Genomic DNA, 19,502 nt, shown 5'->3' with positions numbered 1-19,502 from the left:
ATCGCCCCGGTTCGCCGGAAGCTTCCGGCGAACCGGGGCGATTCCGGCGAACTCGAGAAGGGCTAGCGGCGCGGGATGTTGCGCAGGTTGCTCCGGGCCATGCTGACGGCCTCACCGGCGCCCCGGTTGAGCACCACTTTGGACATCGCCGTCGCGAACCCGAGGATCTGGGCACCTTTGATCTTCGGCGGCAGCGAGAGCGCTTTGGGGTCGGTGATGAGTTCCACCAGGGAGGGTCCCGGATGGGCAAAGGCTTCCCGGTAGGCGGCCTCAATCCGGGACGGATCCGTGACGCGGACGGCATGGAAGCCCAGGGCCCGGGCCACGGCCGCATAGTTGGCATCGGGCACATCGACGCCAAAGTCCGGCAGCCCGTCCACCAGCATCTCCAGCTTGACCATGCCCAGGGTGGAATTATTGAACACCACCACATTGACCGGGAGCCGGTGCGCGGCCACTGTGATCAGCTCCCCCAACAGCATCGACAGGCCGCCGTCGCCCGAGACCGAGACCACTTGGCGCCCGGGGTAGGCCAGTTGGGCGCCGATCGCCTGCGGCAGCGCGTTCGCCATGGAGCCGTGCAAATACGAGCCGATCAGCCGCCGGGTACCCAATGGGTTGATGTAGCGGGCGGTCCAGACGTTGCACATACCCGTGTCCGCGGTGAAAATCGCGTCCTTGGCGGCGAGCTGGTCCAGCAGCGACGCGGCATACTCGGGATGGATCGGCTCGGTTTTCTCCACTTTCCGGGTGTAGGCGCCGACGGCTTTGTTCATCAGCCGGTCGTGCTTCTTGAGCATCGCGTCGAGGAACCGGCGGCTCTTCTTTGCTGCCAGCAACGGCATCAGCGCGGTCAACGTGGGCAACACGTCGCCATGGACCGCGACGTCGACGTCGGTGCGCCGGCCCAGGTTTTGCCCGGCCCGGTCCACCTGGGCCGTCCGGGTCGCGGGCAGGAACTGGTCGTACGGGAAATCGGTCCCCAGCAGGATCAGCAGGTCCGCGTCCTCAATCCCCTCGGCCGCCGCGCCATAGCCCAACAGCCCCGTCATACCGATGTCGTAGGGATTGTCGTACTGCATAAAATCTTTGCCGCGCAGCGAATGGCCGATCGGCGCCTTGAGGAGTTCGGCGAGTCCAATGACCTGATCATGGGCGCCCTGGACGCCTGCACCGGCAAAGATGGCGACCTTGTCCGCGGCGTTGATGGCGTCGGCAAGTTCCTGCACGCTGGCGGGGTCCGGGACCAGCGTGGCCGGCAGGAAAGCTGCCGGCGCCGGGGTTTCTGCGGTCGCGTCCAGTCCCGCGATGTCGCCGGGCAGGGTCACGACGGCGACGCCCCGAAGCGCGACGGCATGCTGGATGGCGCTGTGCATCACCCTCGGGGCCTGGCCGGCGGTGCTGATCAGCTCGGAGTACACCGAGCACTCGTTAAAGAGCCGGTCCGGGTGCGTTTCCTGGAAGAAGCTGCTGCCGATTTGTTTGCTGGGAATGTGCGAGGCGATCGCCAGCACCGGCGCGCCGGAACGGTTGGCGTCATAGAGGCCGTTGATCAGGTGCAGGTTTCCCGGCCCGCAGGAGCCGGCGCAGACCGCCAGACGGCCGGTCAGCTGGGCTTCAGCCGAGGCCGCGAACGCGGCTGCTTCTTCGTGCCGGACATGGATCCAGTCGATCCCGCCCTTCGCGGCACCGCCGGTTTTGCGGACGGCGTCGACAATCGGATTGAGGCTGTCGCCGACAATTCCGTAGATACGCTGCACGCCGGCGGCTTGCAGTTGTTCGATGAGCTGGCTGGCAAGTTCCTTGGCCATGGCTGGGCACTCCCGCGGTCGGATCCGTTAGCTGACACGGCCAATATAGTCGCCCCGGCCGCGTGCCGCGCCAGGCGGGCCCCGGCCGGTCCTGGCAGTGCCCAGCTAGTTCCCCGCGTGCGCCTGCAGGAATGAGTAGACCTCGGTCTCGTCCACGCCGGGGAAGGCGCCCGGCGGCATCGCTGCAAGCAGGTGCGAGTGGGCCCGTGCGGAGGGCCAGGCATTGCCGGCCCACTCCGAGGTCAGCGCGGCCGGCGGACGCTTGCAGCAACTCTCATCCGGGCAGGTCGACGTGGACCGCTCGGTGGTTTCCCGGCCGCGGAACCACTTCACCTGCGCATACGGGACACCCACGGAGAGCGAGAACTCCCCGTTCGCGGAGCGCTCCGTGCGCGCCGTGCACCAGTAGGTCCCGGCCGGGGTGTCGGTGTACTGGTTGTAGGCACTGAACTTGTCCGGCACATCGAAAACCACCCGGGAGGTCCAGTTCTTGCAGGACGGCTGGCCCTCGATGGCGCCGGTGTGGTCCTGCGGGAACGTCACTCCGTCGTTCTCGTAAGCCTTGTAGATAATGCCGCTTTTGTGCGTCTTCTGGAAGTGCGTCCGCAGGTCCAGGTGCTCGGTGGCGAGGTTGGTAAAGCGGTGCGCCGCGGTCTCATACGACACGGCGAAGGCGTCCCGAATGTCCTCCACCGAGATCTCCTTGGCCTGCTTGGCCTTTTGCAGGAACTCCACGGTGGCCTGCTCCGGCAGCAGCAGCGCAGCAGCAAAGTAGTTGGTGGCCACCCGCTGCATCAGGAAGTCGCCGTAGTTCGTGGGGGTCTGGTGCCCCAGGACATAGTGGCCCAGTGCCTGCAGCAGCACCGAGCGCGGATCATGGTCGCTGCGCGCGTTCTGGGTGAGGTAGATCCGGCGGTTCTTGAGGTCGGTCACCGAACGAGTGGAGTGCGGGAGGTCGCCCACGTGGTGCAGGCTGAACCCGAGATGCCCGGCAATGTCTGCGATGACGTGGTGGGAGAGCGGGCCGCTGGTGTGGCCGACGGAGGCGAGGACCTTTTGCGCTTCCGCCTCGTACTCCGGGAAATAATTGTTCCGCTCGCGCATCATGGCGCGCAGCTTCCCGTTCGCGCGGCGGGCCTCCTCCGGCGTCGCCACCTGCTCGTTGAGCCGCCGTTCCAGCTCGTGTTGGAGCCCCACCATGGACTCCAGCACATCCATGGGCAGCCGGGAGCTGATCCGGATCGTCGGCAGCTTCAGCGACTCATAGATGGGGCTGCGCTGGTAGCGCTCCAGCTCAATCTCCAGGGCCGCGCGACGGTTGGGCGGTTCCGCACCGAGCAACTCGTCGATGCTGACACCAAGGGCCCCCGCCAGCTGCTGGAGCAGACCGAGCTTGGGTTCGCGCTTTCCGTTCTCGATCAGGCTCAGCTGGCTGGGGGCCGTTCCCACCGTGGCGCTCAGGTCATCAAGAGTGAGTCCGGCGGCCTTGCGGAGGTGCCGGACCCGGCGGCCCATGCTGATGACGTCGACTTCCGGGACGGCGGGGGCGGTCGCTGCGGATGCGGGACGGTTCCAACTGGCGGGGTGCATTTCTTAAGAATACGCGAAGAAGTTCATTTCTTTCCATGGTTTTGGTCTAGAAAGATGCGTGGAAGTGCAGAAAAGTGGGTCTTACGGAAAAGTTACACCGCTCCGGATCAGCCAGGGGCTCTGCGAAGAAGCAGCGCACCCGGTCCCGGACCCACCAAGGAGACAAAGATGACTGCAGCATTTGAGCCCACCCAGCAGACGCCCGCTGAGCAAGCCGCGGCCCTGGAGCTCGAGTGGGCCGCCAACCCGCGCTGGGAAGGTGTCACCCGGGACTACAAGGCCTCCGACGTCGTCCGGCTGCGCGGCCGTGTCTCCGAGGAACACACACTGGCACGCCGCGGCTCGGAGAAGCTGTGGAAGCAGCTCACCGCCGAGCACAGGGAAGGCAAGTACACCAACGCCTTGGGTGCACTGACCGGCAACCAGGCAGTGCAGCAAGTCAAGGCCGGCCTGCGTGCCATCTACCTTTCCGGCTGGCAGGTTGCGGCCGACGCCAACAACTCCGGCCACACCTACCCGGACCAGTCCCTCTACCCGGCCAACTCGGTGCCCACTGTGGTCCGGCGTATTAACAATGCCCTGCTCCGCGCCGACCAGATCGAGTTCTCCGAAGGCATCCAGACCGTTGAGGACTGGATGGTCCCGATCATCGCCGACGCCGAGGCAGGCTTCGGCGGGCCGCTGAACGCCTACGAACTGATGAAGTCCATGATCCAGGCCGGCGCCTCGGGAGTGCACTGGGAAGACCAGCTCGCTTCGGAGAAGAAGTGCGGCCACCTCGGCGGCAAGGTCCTGATCCCCAGCCAGCAGCACGTCCGCACACTGAACGCCGCCCGCCTGGCAGCCGACGTCGCGGGCACCCCTTCCGTCATCATCGCCCGCACCGACGCCGAGGCAGCCACCCTGATCACTTCCGACGTCGACGACCGGGACAAGGAATTTGTCACCGGCGAGCGCACCGCGGAAGGCTTCTACAAGGTCCGCAACGGGATCGAACCCTGCATCGCCCGCGCCAAGGCCTACGCCCCGTATTCCGACCTCATCTGGATGGAAACGGGCACCCCGGACCTGGAGCTGGCACGTAAGTTCGCCGAATCCGTCAAGGCAGACTTCCCGGACCAGATGCTCTCCTACAACTGCTCGCCGTCGTTCAACTGGAAGAAGCACCTCGACGACGCCACGATCGCCAAGTTCCAGCGCGAACTCGGCGCCATGGGCTTCACCTTCCAGTTCATCACCCTGGCCGGCTTCCACGCCCTGAACTACTCGATGTTTGATCTCGCCCACGGCTACGCCCGGGAAGGCATGAGCGCCTACGTCGAGCTGCAGGAGAAGGAATTCGCCTCCGAATCCCGCGGCTACACCGCGACCAAGCACCAGCGCGAAGTTGGCACCGGCTACTTCGACGACATCGCAACCGCGCTCAACCCGAACGCATCCACCTTGGCCCTGGTGGGATCCACCGAAGAAGGCCAGTTCCACTAGACACCCGACGGCGGTGCCTCCGTCCGGCCTTCGGTCCGGCATTGCTCTGCCTGCTATTCCCCATTGCCGCCGCTGCTTCGTTTCCACATCGCGGGGCGGCAATGGGGCCCCTTTTACGCAGGCTGCCGCAACACCGGCACCTTCGGCCTGGTACGCACGTCGCCAGCCGCCCTCGAACTTGCTTCTTCTCTAGGGAGAGATTGAAATGAACAGTTTCACTGACAACTTCACCATCAACGGAATCACGTTGACGGCCCAGCCCATCTGCCGGCAGAGCGAGGTCCTGACGCCGGACGCGCTGGCCTTTGTTGGCAAGCTGCACAAGGCCACTGCGGAACGTCGGCTGGAGCTGCTGCAGGCCCGCCGTGACCGCCGCCAGCAGATCGGCAAGGGCCAGGACCCGCGGTTCCTGAGCGAGACCGAGTCCGTGCGCAACGATCCGACCTGGCGCGTCGCCCCGCCCGCCCCCGGCCTGACGGACCGTCGAGTCGAGATCACCGGCCCGGTGGACAAAAAGATGACCATCAACGCGCTGAACTCCGGTGCGAAGGTGTGGCTCGCGGACATGGAGGACTCCTCCACCCCGTCGTGGCGCAACGTCATCCAGGGCCAGCTCAACCTCATCGACGCCTTGGAGCGCCGGATCGACTTCACCTCAACCGAGGGCAAGGAATACAAACTCCACCCCGCCGCGGACCTGCCGACGATCGTGGTCCGTCCCCGCGGCTGGCACCTGCCGGAAAAGCACATGCTCATTGACGGCACCCCGATCGCCGGCGGCATCGTGGACTTCGGCCTGTACTTTTACCACAACGCCCGCCGCCTGATCTCGCAGGGCAAGGGTCCGTACTTCTACCTGCCGAAGATCGAGAACCACCTCGAAGCCCGCCTGTGGAACGACATCTTTATCCTCGCCCAGGACCTGCTCGGCATCCCGCAGGGCACCATCCGCGCCACCGTGCTGATCGAAACCATCACCGCCGCGTTCGAAATGGAGGAAATCCTCTACGAGCTCAAGGACCACGCCGCGGGTCTGAACGCCGGCCGCTGGGACTACATCTTCTCCCTGATCAAGAACTTCCGCACCCGCGGCCCGCGTTTTGTCCTGCCGGACCGCAGCCAGGTGACCATGACGCAGCCGTTTATGCGTGCCTATACCGAACAGCTGGTCCGGGCCTGCCACAAACGCGGTGCCATGGCGATCGGCGGCATGGCGGCGGCTGTCCCCAACCGCAAGGACGCCGAGGCCAACGCGATCGCCATCGAGAAGGTCCGTGCCGACAAGACCCGCGAGGCCGGCGACGGCTTCGACGGCTCCTGGGTGGCGCACCCGGACCTGGTTCCGGTCTGCCGTGAAGTGTTCGACGGCGTCCTGGGCGAACGCCCGAACCAGCTGGACCGGCTCCGCGAGGACGTCACCCCGGACGACCGCGCACTGCTCGACATCGCCGCCACCACCGGCACCATCACCGAGCAGGGCATCCGGAACAACATCGAAGTTGGCATCCGCTACATCGAGTCCTGGCTTCGCGGCAACGGCGCCGTCGCCATCCACAACCTGATGGAGGACGCCGCCACCGCGGAGATTTCCCGCTCGCAGCTGTGGCAGTGGATCTTCTCCCGTGCCATCACGGACCAGGGCGAGGTCATCTCCCGCGAATGGGTGGAGGACATGCTGGATGAGGAGTTCACCAAGCTGGAACGCTTCGAGGGCGACCGCTTTGCCGACGCCCGGGACATCTTCGAGGAAGTCACGCTCACCCCGTCGTTCCCGGCATTCCTGACCCTGCCGGCCTACGACCGGTTCCTGCATGAAGCGCGCGACGGTGAGCTCCCGGTCGAGGACCCCGCACTCGCCCCCGCCTGAGGTCCGGACCGGACCCCCGGAAGGTAAAGATTTCCGTCTGCTGGGCTGCCACGCCCTTCGCAACAGGCACCCCCGAGATCCGGGGCGGCGGCCCAGCGACGGAAGACCCCCGCAGCAACTCGACGACGGCGTCGGGAAGTAACAGCCAGGGCCCATGTTCCCCAGGGAATATGGGCCCTGGCTGTCCCTCCGCGGAAGCGGTGCGCCCGGTTCAGTGTGCTTTCGGGACGTGACGGAGCGAAAAAGCGGTGCCCAGGATGAACATCGCCACGGAGCCGAGCACCATCAGCAGTGGCCCGGTCCAGGACCCCGAGACGCCGTTTACATAGCCCAGGAGGGTCGGCGCCAGCGCGCCAAAGGAATAGCCGACCCCCTGCACCACGGCGGACATCCGGCCGGCCGAGGCCTGATCCCGGGCCAGCCGGATGATGGCAATAAAAACCAGGGTGATGCCGCCGCCCTGGGCGATGCCCCCGAACGAGGACCACAGCCACCACAGCCCGGGCGAGAGCAGCAGGCCCGCCGGGACGGTCAGCCACAACAATCCCAAAGTGAGTCCGACCGCCGTCGTACTGGCGAAACGGGCCGCCAGCGGAACCCCCAGACCGCCGACGATGGCGAGAATCTGGAACAGTGAGGACCCGGCGCCGGCCCCATCGGCCGTCATGCCCAGCTCGTCGGCGAGGATACTGGGCAGCCACGCGGTCACACCATAGTAAGAGAACGCCTGCCCGGCGAATCCCACGGTCAGTCCGACCGTAATCCAGCGCGACGCGCGCTTGATCCCGGCGCGTCCCGCGTCCGGCATTGGGACGGGTTCAGGGCGGAATGCCCGGTTGCCGAAAGCGAACAGCCAGGCCAGCACGGCCGCGACGGCGAAGAGCCCGCAGGCGCCAAGGGCCAGCCGCCACCCAAGCATCCCGGCCAGCGGCGCCATCACCATGGCGGTGACAAAGGAGCCAATGTTAAGGGCCGCGGTGTAGATGCCCATCGCGGTGGCCTGCCGGGCCGGTGCAAAGTCCCGCCGGATGATCAGCGGCACGGCGATGTTGCCGATCGTGATGGCGATCCCGAGGATCGCGGTGCCCAGCATAACCGTGGCGCCGCTGCCGGCGGAACGGACAATGATGCCCAGCAGCACCCCCAGGAGGGTGAGACTGATGGCGGCTTCGGCGCCGAGTTTGCGCCCGGTCAGCGAGGCGAGCGGGGAGGCGAGGGCGAAGCACAGCACCGGGATGCCCGTCAGGAGGCCCAGTTCCACCGGAGAGAAGCCGAGTTCCTGCTGCATCAGGCCGACCACCGGCGCCACGGCCACGAACGGGCCGCGCATGTTCAGGGCGATGAGCCCGATTGCGGCCAGCAGGATCCAGCTGCGCGGCACCTTGGCGAGGACGTTGGCGCTCATGGCTGCCGCAGCCCGGCCGGCGGGCGGAAATATGCTTTCATCAATCCCATTGCTATCACGGGCCACGGCCGGGCAGGCGTTTATGACAGGTCCCCGAACCCGAGTGTTAGCCCGCCGCCTGCAGGGTCGCCTCGATCGCTGCCGGCGAGAGGACGTACTGCGTGACCATCTGGCTGGCGCCCAGGATGGCGGCCTGGTCCCCGGCCATGGACAGGCCGATCCGCAGGTGGGTGGTGGCCAGCGGCAGCGAACGCCGGTAGACCACCTCCCGGACCCCCGCCATCAGGTGTTCGCCGGCCTGGCCCAGGCTTCCGCCGATCACGATGACCGAAGGATTAAGCAGGTTCACCACGGTGGCCAGGACGTCGCCGAGGTCCCGGCCGGCTTGGCGCAGCGCCTGGATCGCCTGCAGGTTTCCGCCGGCCACAAGCCGCAGCACGTCGCCGCCGTTTTCCGCCTGCAGGCCTTGGAGCGCCAGGCCGTGCGCGATGGCGGGGCCGGAGGCGAGCGCCTCAAGGCAACCGTAGTTGCCGCAGCGGCAGAGCACCTCGTCGCCGCGGGGCACCCGGACGTGGCCGAGGTCTCCGGCCGTGCCGTCGGCGCCGCGCTGGAGTTGGCCGCTGCTGATGATGCCGGCGCCAATGCCGGTGGCCACCTTGATAAAGAGGAAGTTCTCGTGTTCCGGCCAGTAGCCGGTCCGCTCCCCTAACGCCATGATGTTAACGTCGTTATCCACCAGCACGGGGACCGGCAGCGAGCGCCGGACGTGCCGGACGACGTCGAACCCGTCCCAGCCGGGCATAATGGGCGGCTTCACCGGCATTCCGGTGCCGTGCTCCACGGGGCCGGGCAGTCCGATGCCGACGCCTGCGAGGTCGTCCCTGCCGCGGCCGGCCTGGCCCAGCAGCTTGGTCCCTTCGGCGACGAGACGGTCCAGCACAACATCCGGGCCGTCGGCGACATCCTGGGTCAGCCGACGCTCCGCCAGTACGGTGCCACCCAGGTCCGTAACGGCGATGATCATATGCGTGGCTCCGACGTCGACCGCCAGCACAACGCGGGCGGCCGGGTTGAAGGCAAAGCGCGACGGCGGCCTGCCGCCACTGGAGCTGGCCTCGCCGGCGGGCCCCACCAGTCCGGAATGCATCAGCGCGTCGATGCGGGATGCGACAGTGGAGCGGGCCAGGCCGGTGGTGAGCGCCAGTTCGGCGCGGGTGCGGGCCTTGCCGTCGCGCAACAACTGAAACAGGTCACCGGCTCGGGAAAGGCTGCCGGCGGCCTCGGGCGCGGCGGGTTCGGCGCCGGTGGTCGTACTCATGAGTAAGTGATAGCACGAAGTTCTTATGCATGTCACCTTGAAGAAAGACTGGCACTAAGTTTGCAACTTTTGCTTGACGGTCAGCATAAGTCGTTCTAGCTTGGGGTGTGAGGCGGCTCACTTGCCTGACTGAACCGGACGCCCCACGAAGGTGCGTCGGGCGGTCCAGTAAAAACAGCTGCAGCTCACACCCCAACGACGAGGAGAGACAGTGTCATACTCGATCCAGCTCTACACGGTCCGCAAGGCCCTTGAAGAGGATCTCGCTGGAACCATCCAGCGCCTGGCCGACATCGGCTTCACCATGGTTGAGCCCTATCGTTTCGTCGCCAAAGCCGCTGAACTGAAGCAGGCCATGGCCGAGAACAACCTCACCGCACCTTCCGGCCACGCGCCCCTGCTCAGCGATGATCAGGACGCCATCTTCGCGGCGGCACGGCAGCTGGGCATCGGCACCGTCATCGATCCGCACGTTCCGATCGAGCGCTGGAACACGATCGAGGACATCAAGGAGACCGCATCCCAGCTCAACGCCGCCGCCGCCAAAGGTGCCGGCTATGGCGTCCGCGTCGGCTACCACAACCACTGGTGGGAAGTTGAGTCGGTGATCGACGGCAGGACCGCCCTGGAGCACCTCGCCGACCATCTGGACCCGGAGGTCGTCCTCGAGCTCGACACGTACTGGGCTGCCGTCGGCGGCCAGGATCCGGCCGGCCTCCTCGCCCGTCTGGGCAACAGGGTGAAGTTCATCCACATCAAGGACGGACCCGTCACCGCCGACCCCGCCAGCCAACTCGCCGTGGGTGACGGCAAGATGCCGGTCTGGGACGTACTCGCGGCGGCAGGATCCCTCGAAGCCGGTGTGATCGAACTGGACGATTTCCAGGGCGACATGTTCGACGCGGTCCGGGACAGCTACAACTACCTCAGCGCCGGGAAGGTCTCCGCATGAGCCACTCAGCAGCAGCGTCCGGCCCGCTTGGATCGGGACCTGTCGGCGTCGGCATTATCGGCGCCGGGGTCATCAGCAAGCAATACCTGGATAACCTCACGAGCTTCCCGGACGTCAGGGTCGTCGCGATCGGGGACCTCTTCGAGGAGGCTGCCGCCGCCCGCGCAGCCGAGTACGGGATTGAAAACCACGGCGGAGTCGACGCCGTACTGGGCAACCCCGACGTCGAGATCGTCATCAACCTGACCATCCCGGCAGCCCACGTCGAGGTGGCCACCCAGGCCGTCAACGCCGGCAAACACGTCTGGAGCGAGAAGCCCTTCTCGCTGGACCGCGAAAGCGGCCGCGGACTGCTCAAGGCGGCCGACGCCGCCGGTCTTCGGCTCGGCTGCGCCCCGGACACCTTCCTCGGCGCGGGGCTGCAGACCGCGCGCCGGATGATCGATCGCGGCGACATCGGCACACCACTGACGGCCCTGACCCTAATGCAGTCGCCCGGCCCGGAGTCCTGGCACCCGAACCCCGCATTCCTCTTCCAGGACGGCGCCGGTCCCCTGTTCGACATTGGCCCGTACTACCTCACCACCCTGGTCCAGACCTTCGGCAGTGTCCGACGGGTGGCGGCGTTCGGCTCCACGTCCCGCGAAACCCGGGTCATCGGTTCCGGACCGAAGGCCGGCGAGGAATTCGCCGTCACCGTCCCCACGCACGTCAGCTCCATCCTGGAGTTCGAAGGCGGCGAGTCCGGCCAGAGCATTTTCAGCTTCGATTCACCGTTCAAGCGCGCGGGCTTTGTGGAAATCACCGGCTCCGACGCCACCATCGCCCTGCCGGACCCGAACAACTTCGACGGCGACATCCGGATCTGCGCGCTTGGCTCCGACGACTGGACCACCGTCCCGTCCATCGGCTCCACCGCCGGCCGCGGCGCAGGGGTGCTGGAAATGGCCCGCGCCATCCGCGCGGGCCGGCCGCACCGGGCCCAGGGTGAGCTGGCATTCCACATCCTCGACACCATGGCCGCCATCTCCGACTCGATCGACACCCGCGCCTTCGTGGAGGTCGAAAGCTCCGCCGCCAAGGTCCCTGCCCTACCCGAGGACTGGGATCCGACCGCGGCGACACTCGCTGCCCGGTAGTCCCAGCCCGACCCTATACACCAGCCCCAGCTCGACGACGAGAAACCCGGAGCAACCATGAAGAACCCCATTAAAGTCCTGTCGGCCCTGGCCGCCACGGCATCGCTGGCATTCGGCATGACCGCCTGCGGCGGCAGCAGCCATGCAACCAACAGTGACACCATCACCTACTGGGCCTCCAACCAGGGCAACAGCCTCGAGGACACCGCGGCCAAGCTCAAGCCCAGCCTGGACCGTTTCACCGAGAAGACCGGAGTGAAGGTCAAGCTCGAGGTCATCGGCTGGAGCGACTTGTACAACCGCATCCTGACCGCCGTCACCAGCGGCGACGGCCCCGACGTCCTGAACATCGGCAACACCTGGGCAGTCACCCTGCAGGAAACCGGCGCGTTTGAACCGGTGGAGGGTGCCTTGCTCGAAGCTGTCGGCGGCAAGGACCGTTTCCTGCAGACCAGCTGGTCCACCGGCGGCGCTGATGGCAAGGCCCCGACCTCGGTCCCGCTGTACGGGCTCGCGTACAACATGTACTACAACCCGAAAATGTTTAAGGAGGCCGGCATCGAGGCGCCGCCGGTCACATGGGATGAGTTCGTCGCAGACGCCAAGAAGCTGACCAAGGACACCAACGGCGACGGAAAGCCGGACCAGTGGGGCTTTACGGCTGCCGGAGCCTCGGTCTCCGCCAACTCCCACCAGGCCTTCGTGCGCGGGCTGCAGAACGGCGGCGCCCTCTTCGACAAGGACGGCAAACCGACGTTTGACAGTGCCGCCCAGGTCGAGGGTGTGAAGCAGTGGGTTGACCTGATGGCAACTGACAAGGTGATGTCGCCCTCGGACGCCGAAATCTCGGATGGCTCGCAGAAAGTGGACAACCTGATCAACGGCAAGGCAGCAATGGTTTTCGACCAGAGCCCGGTTAAGAACTTTGAGGCCCGCGGCTTCACGGACTGGGCCGTTGCCCCCATCCCCATGATGAAGGCAGGTGCCAGCGGACCCGAAGGCACCCAGAGCCACGTCGCCGGCATCAACCTGAGCGTGTTCAAAAATTCCAAGAACAAAGAAAACGCAATCAAGCTGGCCGGCTGGCTCACCAGCGACGCCGAGCAGGTCGCGCTGAACAAGGCCTACCGTTCCCTGCCGGTGGTTTCCAGCGTCTCCTCGGATGCCGCATTCCAAACCGACGAGGTCAAGCTCAAGAACGACGCACTGGCCAACCATGCCCTGCCCATGCCGCTGATCCCGAAGGAAGGCCAGATGGAAACGCTGACAGGCACCGCGATCAAGAACCTTTTTGCCAAGGCTGCCACCGGGACCGTCACGGAAGCAGACGTCCAGTCCGCCCTCAAGGATGCCAACAACCAGATGGTTGCGGCCCAGTAACAATGCCTGACAGGTGCGGGGGCCACGCCCCCGCACCTTCGGCCAAGGAGCTTCCATGACCCACTCAGCATTGGACCGCGGCGATCCCGCACCCGGCGGCGGCGACGCCCCGCAGCCAGGGCTCGCCTCCGGCCCTGTTCCTGATCCTCCGGCGGCACGGACCGCATTGCCGGTCCGCAAGAAGAAAAAGTCCTTCCTCCCCTACGGCCTTGTCCTGCCAGCGGCCCTGCTCGAGCTGCTCATCCATATCGGCCCGATGCTTCTGGGGGTGTGGATTGCCTTTATCTCGCTCACCCAGCTCAACCTCACCAACTGGCTCAACGCCCCGTTCGTCGGCCTGCAGAACTTCGTCAACGGACTGAACCCCGAAAGCACCATCGGCCAGGCGTTCTTTAGCACCGTCGGCCGGACCCTGCTCTACACCGTGACGGTGGTTGGCTTCTCCTGGGTCCTGGGCATGGCCGGCGCGGTGTTCCTGTCCTCCAATTTCAAGGGCCGCGCCATCCTGCGGACCTTCTTCCTGGTTCCCTACGCCCTGCCTGCCTATGTGGGCACAATCGCCTGGGCCTTTATGTTCAATCAGCGCGACGGCGCCGTGAACCAGATCCTCGTTGACACCCTGCACCTTTTTGGGGACGAGCGTCCGTTCTGGCTCCTGGGCCAAAACTCCTTTGGTGCCATGATCGTGGTGAACGTCTGGCAGCTGTGGCCGTTCGCGTTCCTGATGCTGATGGCCGCCCTGCAGACCGTCCCCGCCGACGTCTATGAAGCCGCTTCGATTGACGGGGCCTCGCTCTGGCAGCAATTCCGCAGCATTACCCTGCCGATGGTCCGCCCTGCGAACGGCGTGCTGCTGCTGGTGATGTCGCTCTGGACCTTCAACCAGTTCAACATCCCGTTTGTGCTCTTCGGCGCGGCCTCCCCGAAGGAAGCTACCCTGGTTTCGCCGCTGATCTACCAGAACTCTTTCGGCAGCTGGAACTTCGGCCTGGGCGGCGCCATGAGCGTACTGCTCCTGATCGCTTTGTTCATTGCGTCCTTCTTCTACATCCGCATGGTGCTGCCCAAGGGGGCCGACAATGATTGAGACCCGCAACTTCCGCATTCTGCGCAATATCGTCCTGACCATCTTGTCCCTCTGGGTGGCCGTGCCGCTCTACGTCGTTGTGTCCACTTCGCTCAAGCCCCTCAAGGACGTCTCCGGGCTGTTCCAGTGGATCCCGGACGAGCTCACGGCTTCGCCCTACTTCGATATCTGGACCACGGTGCCGCTGGCCAAGTATTTCCAGAACAGCCTGATCATCACGGTGGCCGCCACGGTCTGCTCGGTGACCGTCGCCGTACTGGCCGCGTACGCCGTCGCGCGGCTGCAGTTCCGCGGCCGGCGCGCCTTCAGCCTGACGGTGCTGTCCACCCAGATGTTCCCCGGCATCCTGTTCCTGCTGCCGCTGTACCTGATCTTCACGCAGATCAGGAACGTCACCGGGTTGCAGCTCCAGGGCTCATACCTGGGCCTGATTATCACGTACATGACCTTCACCCTGCCGTTCGCCATCTGGATGCTGACCGGGTATTTCGCCGCCATCCCCAAGGAACTCGAAGAGGCCTCGATGATCGACGGCACCGGCCGGATGGGCGCCCTGTTCCGGGTCATCCTGCCCGTGGCCAAGCCGGGCATCATCGCCGTGGCGGTGTACTCGTTTATATCCGCCTGGGGGGAAGTCCTGTTCGCCTCGGTCCTGACCAACGAGGCGACCAAAACGCTGTCCCTGGGGCTCAAGTCCTATGCCAGCGAATCCGACGTGTTCTGGAACCAGTTGATGGCCGCGTCCGTGGTGGTCAGCCTGCCCGTACTCATCGGCTTCATCCTGGTCCAGAAGCACCTCGTCTCCGGGCTGTCGGCAGGGGCAGTGAAGTAGGCGCGGCAAGCGCAGTGAATTCCACCCGGCCCACCCCCTGACCCGGCATGCGCCGTAGCGGCCCGGCCACCCCAGTTCCAAGGAGCATCAGATGACGACGGCGCCCACGCCACCGCCGGCGCAGCCCGGCACCCGCACCTTCACCCCGTCCGGCGGGGCAACCGGGTCCCCTGCCGGTTCCCCGCTCGGCGTGGCCATGATTGGCTACGCGTTTATGGGCAAGGCCCACTCGAACGCCTGGCGCAACGTGGCCAGCTACTTCGACGTCCCGGCCTTCGAACAACGCGTCCTGGTCGGACGGGACGCGGCCGGGGTAGCCGAAGCGGCCGCCAGGTACGGCTGGGCGGAGTCCTCCACCGACTGGCGCTCGGTGATCGAACGCGACGACATCCAGGTCGTGGACATCTGCGCCCCGGGCTTTATGCACGCGGAGATCGCCGTCGCCGCGCTGGCCGCCGGCAAGCATGTGCTGGTGGAGAAGCCACTGGCCAACACCCTGGCCGAGGCCGAGTCGATGACCGCTGCGGCGAAGTCGGCCCGGCGCCAGGGTATCCAGTCCATGATCGGCTTCAACTACCGGCGCGTCCCGGCCCTGGCCCTGGCCCGGGAACTGATCAGTGAGGGCCGGCTGGGCGCCGTCCGGCACGTCCGGGCGGCATATCTGCAGGACTGGCTCGTTGACCCGGCGTCGCCCATAACGTGGCGGCTGAACAAGGACACCGCCGGCTCCGGGGCGCTGGGGGACATCGCCTCGCACGCCATCGACCAGGTGCTCTTCCTGCTTGGCGACCAGGTCACCGAGGTCTCCGGCCGGCTGCACACTTTCACCTCGCACCGCCCCGGCCGGAACGGACTCGAAGAAGTAACTGTCGACGACGCCGCCTGGGCCACGCTTTCGCTCGCCTCCGGAGCCGTCGCCTCGGTGGAAGTCTCCCGGGTCGCCACCGGGCGGAAAAACTCGCTCAAACTGGAGATCTACGGGGACAAGGGTTCCCTGCTCTTCGACCTTGAGTCGCTGAACGAACTGGGTTTCCTGGACGCAACGGTGCCGGTCCGGGAACAAGGCTTCCGGCGCATCCTGGTCAACGAACCGGTTCACCCCTATGCCGCCGCCTGGTGGCCGCAGGGGCACGTGATTGGCTGGGAACACACTTTCACCCACGAAATCCGGGACTTCCTCGTCGCGATCGGCGCCGGCTTCGAGCCCTCGCCGTCCTTCGAGGACGGCTTGATAGTCCAGCGTATTCTGGCCGCTGTGGAGAAAAGTGCGGCGGCCAAAAGCTCCATCATCCAACTCGCCGGCGAGCCGACCGCCGGCATCCCTGCATCGAACCCCGCCCCCGAAGGAGCCTGACATGGCCCGCCCGTACACCCTGTTCACCGGCCAGTGGGCCGACCTGCCCTTCGAGGAAGTGGCTCGCCTGGCATCCGGCTGGGGCTACGACGGCCTGGAAATCGCCGTCTCGGGGGACCACCTGGACGCCTGGCGCTGGGACGAACCCGGCTACGTCGAGTCCAAACTCGCCGTGCTTCAGAAGTACAACCTCAAGGTCTGGGCCATCTCCAACCACCTCAAGGGCCAGGCCGTCTGCGATGATCCGATCGACTTCCGGCACGAGGCCATCGTCGGGGCCAAGGTCTGGGGCGACGGCGACCCCGAAGGCGTCCGGCAGCGAGCCGCCGAGGAAATGAAACACACGGCACGCCTGGCCAGGGCCCTGGGCGTGGACACCGTAGTCGGGTTCACCGGCTCCTCGATCTGGCAGTACGTCGCGATGTTCCCGCCCGTACCGGAAAAGGTCATCGAGGCCGGCTACCAAGACTTCGCCGACCGCTGGAACCCCATCCTGGACGTCTTCGACGAATGCGGCGTCCGCTTCGCCCACGAGGTCCACCCGTCCGAGATCGCCTACGACTACTGGACCACAGTCCGGACCCTCGAGGCGATCGGCCACCGCGAGGCCTTTGGGCTGAACTGGGACCCCTCCCACTTTATGTGGCAGGGCATCGACCCGGTCTCCTTCATCTGGGACTTCCAGGACCGGATCTACCACGTGGACTGCAAGGACACCAAGCTGCGCCCCACCGGCCGGAACACCGTTATGGGCTCACACCTGCCCTGGGGCGACCCGCGCCGCGGCTGGGACTTCGTCTCCGCCGGCCGCGGCGACGTGCCGTGGGAATCGTCCTTCCGCGCCCTGACCGCGATCGGCTACACCGGCCCGATCAGCATTGAATGGGAGGACGCCGGCATGGACCGGCTGCACGGCGCCCCCGAAGCCCTCGCCGCGCTCAAGAGGTTCGACTTCCCGGCGTCGAATACCTCCTTCGACGCCGCGTTCAAGCAGTAAGTCAGGGGTCCTTGGTGCCCCGGGCGCTGGCAGCCGGCCACCGCTGCGAAGTCTGGATCGCGTCCCTGACCACGGGTGCCCGCGAGCTCATCCTCACCAGCGCCGTGTTGCTGGAAGCGCCGAACTGGGCAGCGGACAATTCTGCGCTTTTCCTCAACGGTGCCGGTGGCTTGTGGCGGCTGGACATGTCCAGCCGCTCGCTCGGGCAGGTCCCTCTCACCGGCATCCCCGATCTGAACAATGATCATGTTCTGGCCCCCGGCTGCAACCACATCTACCTCTCCGCCGATGACGGCCACATCTACCGGGCGGCGATCCAGGGCGGGGAAGCGGTCCGGGTAACGGAGCACGACGGGTCTTCGCACTTCCTGCACGGCGTGAGTCCGGACGGACGCGAACTCGCCTATGTGGGGGTTGCGGCGGGTGATTTCGCGAAACCGGGTCTGCTCATCACGATGCCGGCCGGGGGCGGACCCGGGACAACAATTGACACCGGGCCGGGGCATTGCGACGGGCCGGAATACGCACCGGAGGGCGAGTGGATCTACCTCAATACCGAGAGTTTCGGCGACTGGCCCGGGCACGCGCAAATCGCTCGTGTTCGCAGCGACGGATCAGGGCTGGAGCAATTGACCCGGAGCGGAACAGCCGATTGGTTCCCGCATATTTCCCCCGACGGGCTTCACGCCGCTTATCTTCGGTTCCCGGCAGGTACCGTCGGCCACCCGGCAGATCTGCCCGTCGAGGTCGTAACGGTCTCGACGGCGGACTGGAACACCGCGCTGCACACCTGGACCCTGCGCGGGGGCCAGGGGACGCTCAACGTCAACAGCTGGTCTCCCGATTCAACCCGGTTCGCCTACGTCGCGTACCCGCTCGGCTGACTCCCGCAGCGGACTCCGGGCGCAACAACGCTTCACAAAGCGCAGGCCGCCGCTTCCGCGGGCTACGGTTCTGGGCATGACGCACGTAATCAGACCGGCAACCGCCCACGACGCCGCCCGGCTGGCCGGTCTCGCGGCCGTCACCTTCCCGCTGGCGTGCCCGCCGGGTTCTTCCCCGGAAGACATCGCCGCCCACCTCGCTAGTACACTCAGCGAGGCCAACTTCCGCAGCTACATTGCCGATCCTGGGGTCACCGTCCTGGTGATCGACGGCGGCGGTGACCTCCGGGGCTACAGCCTCCTGGCCACCCGCCCCACCGGGGACCCGGCCGTCGCTGCGGTCCTGACAGAACGCCCGTGCACCGAGCTGAGCAAGTGCTACGTGCATCCGGACCACCACGGCCTCGGCGCCGCAGCCGAATTGATGCATGCGAGTATCGGGGCAGCCGCGGCGGCCGGCGCCCGCGGACTGTGGCTCGGGGTGAACAGCCAGAATGCCCGCGCCATCAGGTTCTACGAGAAGTCCGGCTTCCGCAGGGTCGGCACCAAATCATTTACGCTCGGAAACACCGTGGAACACGACTTCGTGATGGAACGCCGGCTCACCCCGTGACCAACCCGACAGTGCCCGGGGGAATGGAGCCGGCCCGGTGCGGGTTGCGGTGGATATGAAGATTGAAATCTGGTCCGACGTCGCTTGCCCCTGGTGCTACATCGGCAAGCGCCGCTTTGAAACCGCACTCGCGGCCTTCCCGCACCGCGATTCGGTGCAGGTGCTCTGGCGCAGCTACCAGTTGGATCCTTCCCTGCCGGACCACTACGACGGCACGACCCTGGAGTACTTGAGCACCCGCAAGGGTATGGCCCCGGCCCAGGTCGCCGGAATGTTCGCACATGTGGCGGAGCAGGCCAAGGGCGAGGGCCTCAACTACCGTTTCGACGACGTCGTTGTCGCGAACAGCTTCAGCGCCCACCGGCTGATCCACCTCGCCGCCGCGCACGGGTTCCAGGATGCTGCGAAGGAGCGGCTGCTCAGCGACCACTTCGAACACGGTAAAGATATCGGCAGCCAGGACTACCTGACCTCTCTGGGTCTGGATCTGGGGATCGGTGCTGCCGAATTGGACGAGCTGTTCAGCACCGACAAATACGCCGATGAGGTGCGGCTGGACTTCGAAGAAGGGCGGGCGCTGGGTATCACCGGTGTACCGTTCTTTGTGATCGACCGCAAGTTCGGGCTCTCCGGCGCCCAGCCCGCCGAGACGTTCAGCAACGCCCTCGAACAGGCCTGGCAGGAGAGCCGCCCCCTGACGATGGTCCCGGCCGGCGCCGGCGGCGCCGCTGAAACTGCGGCGGCCTGCGGACCGGATGGTTGCGCCGTCTAACGGCTGCCGCGGCTGG

At 66.2% G+C, this 19,502-nt stretch carries 16 protein-coding genes; 12 read left to right on the top strand and 4 right to left on the bottom strand.

The annotated features are described in order from the left end of the window. Nucleotides 1-62: 62 nt before the first annotated feature. Nucleotides 63-1,811, bottom strand: a complete 1,749-nt coding sequence (locus QK287_RS06375) for a pyruvate dehydrogenase (RefSeq protein WP_282359586.1) — start codon at nt 1,809-1,811, stop codon at nt 63-65. 105 nt (nt 1,812-1,916) lie between these two features. Continuing rightward, entirely contained in the window at nt 1,917-3,401 is a 1,485-nt protein-coding gene (locus QK287_RS06370; protein ID WP_226775029.1) for a helix-turn-helix transcriptional regulator, read from the bottom strand. Between the two features lie 168 nt (nt 3,402-3,569). Here QK287_RS06370 and aceA point away from each other — a divergent pair, with 168 nt between their 5' ends. Beyond that, nucleotides 3,570-4,886 carry an isocitrate lyase gene (aceA, locus tag QK287_RS06365; protein WP_282359585.1) on the top strand — a complete coding sequence of 439 codons (1,317 nt, stop codon included), beginning with the start codon at nt 3,570-3,572 and terminating at the stop codon, nt 4,884-4,886. 205 nt (nt 4,887-5,091) lie between these two features. Next, entirely contained in the window at nt 5,092-6,753 is a 1,662-nt protein-coding gene (aceB, locus tag QK287_RS06360; RefSeq protein ID WP_226775027.1) for a malate synthase A, read from the top strand. A gap of 211 nt (nt 6,754-6,964) precedes the next feature. Here the strand turns inward: aceB and QK287_RS06355 are convergent, their stop codons facing one another. Further along, nucleotides 6,965-8,158 (bottom strand): MFS transporter, encoded by a 1,194-nt coding sequence (locus QK287_RS06355; RefSeq protein ID WP_226775026.1) that lies wholly within the window; start codon nt 8,156-8,158, stop codon nt 6,965-6,967. A gap of 106 nt (nt 8,159-8,264) precedes the next feature. After that, complete coding sequence (locus QK287_RS06350; protein ID WP_226775025.1) at nt 8,265-9,476, bottom strand: ROK family transcriptional regulator; 1,212 nt, start codon at nt 9,474-9,476, stop codon at nt 8,265-8,267. A gap of 211 nt (nt 9,477-9,687) precedes the next feature. Here QK287_RS06350 and QK287_RS06345 point away from each other — a divergent pair, with 211 nt between their 5' ends. The 10 genes from QK287_RS06345 (at nt 9,688) to QK287_RS06300 (ending at nt 19,486) form a co-directional block, all read left to right on the top strand. After that, on the top strand, nt 9,688-10,428 hold the full coding sequence (locus QK287_RS06345; protein ID WP_226775024.1) for a sugar phosphate isomerase/epimerase: 741 nt from the start codon (nt 9,688-9,690) through the stop codon (nt 10,426-10,428). Beyond that, complete coding sequence (locus QK287_RS06340; RefSeq protein ID WP_226775023.1) at nt 10,425-11,567, top strand: Gfo/Idh/MocA family oxidoreductase; 1,143 nt, start codon at nt 10,425-10,427, stop codon at nt 11,565-11,567. Before QK287_RS06345 ends, QK287_RS06340 begins: the two co-directional genes overlap by 4 nt. A gap of 57 nt (nt 11,568-11,624) precedes the next feature. Then, on the top strand, nt 11,625-12,947 hold the full coding sequence (locus QK287_RS06335; RefSeq protein ID WP_282359584.1) for a sugar ABC transporter substrate-binding protein: 1,323 nt from the start codon (nt 11,625-11,627) through the stop codon (nt 12,945-12,947). Between the two features lie 55 nt (nt 12,948-13,002). Next, the gene (locus QK287_RS06330; protein ID WP_226775021.1) at nt 13,003-14,034 is read left to right on the top strand and encodes a sugar ABC transporter permease; all 1,032 of its coding nucleotides are present in this window, start codon (nt 13,003-13,005) and stop codon (nt 14,032-14,034) included. Next, nucleotides 14,027-14,866 (top strand): carbohydrate ABC transporter permease, encoded by an 840-nt coding sequence (locus QK287_RS06325; protein WP_282359583.1) that lies wholly within the window; start codon nt 14,027-14,029, stop codon nt 14,864-14,866. The genes QK287_RS06330 and QK287_RS06325 overlap by 8 nt, the downstream gene beginning before the upstream one ends. A gap of 196 nt (nt 14,867-15,062) precedes the next feature. Beyond that, a complete protein-coding gene (locus QK287_RS06320; RefSeq protein ID WP_282359597.1) occupies nt 15,063-16,220 on the top strand; it encodes a Gfo/Idh/MocA family oxidoreductase in 1,158 nt (385 codons plus the stop codon). A 1-nt stretch (nt 16,221) separates the two neighbouring features. Continuing rightward, nucleotides 16,222-17,217, top strand: a complete 996-nt coding sequence (locus QK287_RS06315; protein WP_282359582.1) for a sugar phosphate isomerase/epimerase family protein — start codon at nt 16,222-16,224, stop codon at nt 17,215-17,217. 14 nt (nt 17,218-17,231) lie between these two features. Continuing rightward, complete coding sequence (locus QK287_RS06310) at nt 17,232-18,101, top strand: biopolymer transporter Tol (RefSeq protein ID WP_282359581.1); 870 nt, start codon at nt 17,232-17,234, stop codon at nt 18,099-18,101. Between the two features lie 76 nt (nt 18,102-18,177). Next, nucleotides 18,178-18,714 (top strand): GNAT family N-acetyltransferase, encoded by a 537-nt coding sequence (locus tag QK287_RS06305; protein WP_282359580.1) that lies wholly within the window; start codon nt 18,178-18,180, stop codon nt 18,712-18,714. A 55-nt stretch (nt 18,715-18,769) separates the two neighbouring features. Continuing rightward, a complete protein-coding gene (locus QK287_RS06300) occupies nt 18,770-19,486 on the top strand; it encodes a DsbA family oxidoreductase (protein ID WP_282359579.1) in 717 nt (238 codons plus the stop codon). The last annotated feature ends 16 nt before the right edge of the window (nt 19,487-19,502 follow it).

It is taken from the genome of Arthrobacter sp. AL05 (assembly GCF_029960715.1).
Taxonomy (GTDB): Bacteria; Actinomycetota; Actinomycetes; order Actinomycetales; family Micrococcaceae; genus Arthrobacter.
This window is presented reverse-complemented; position numbering and strand designations above follow the sequence as displayed.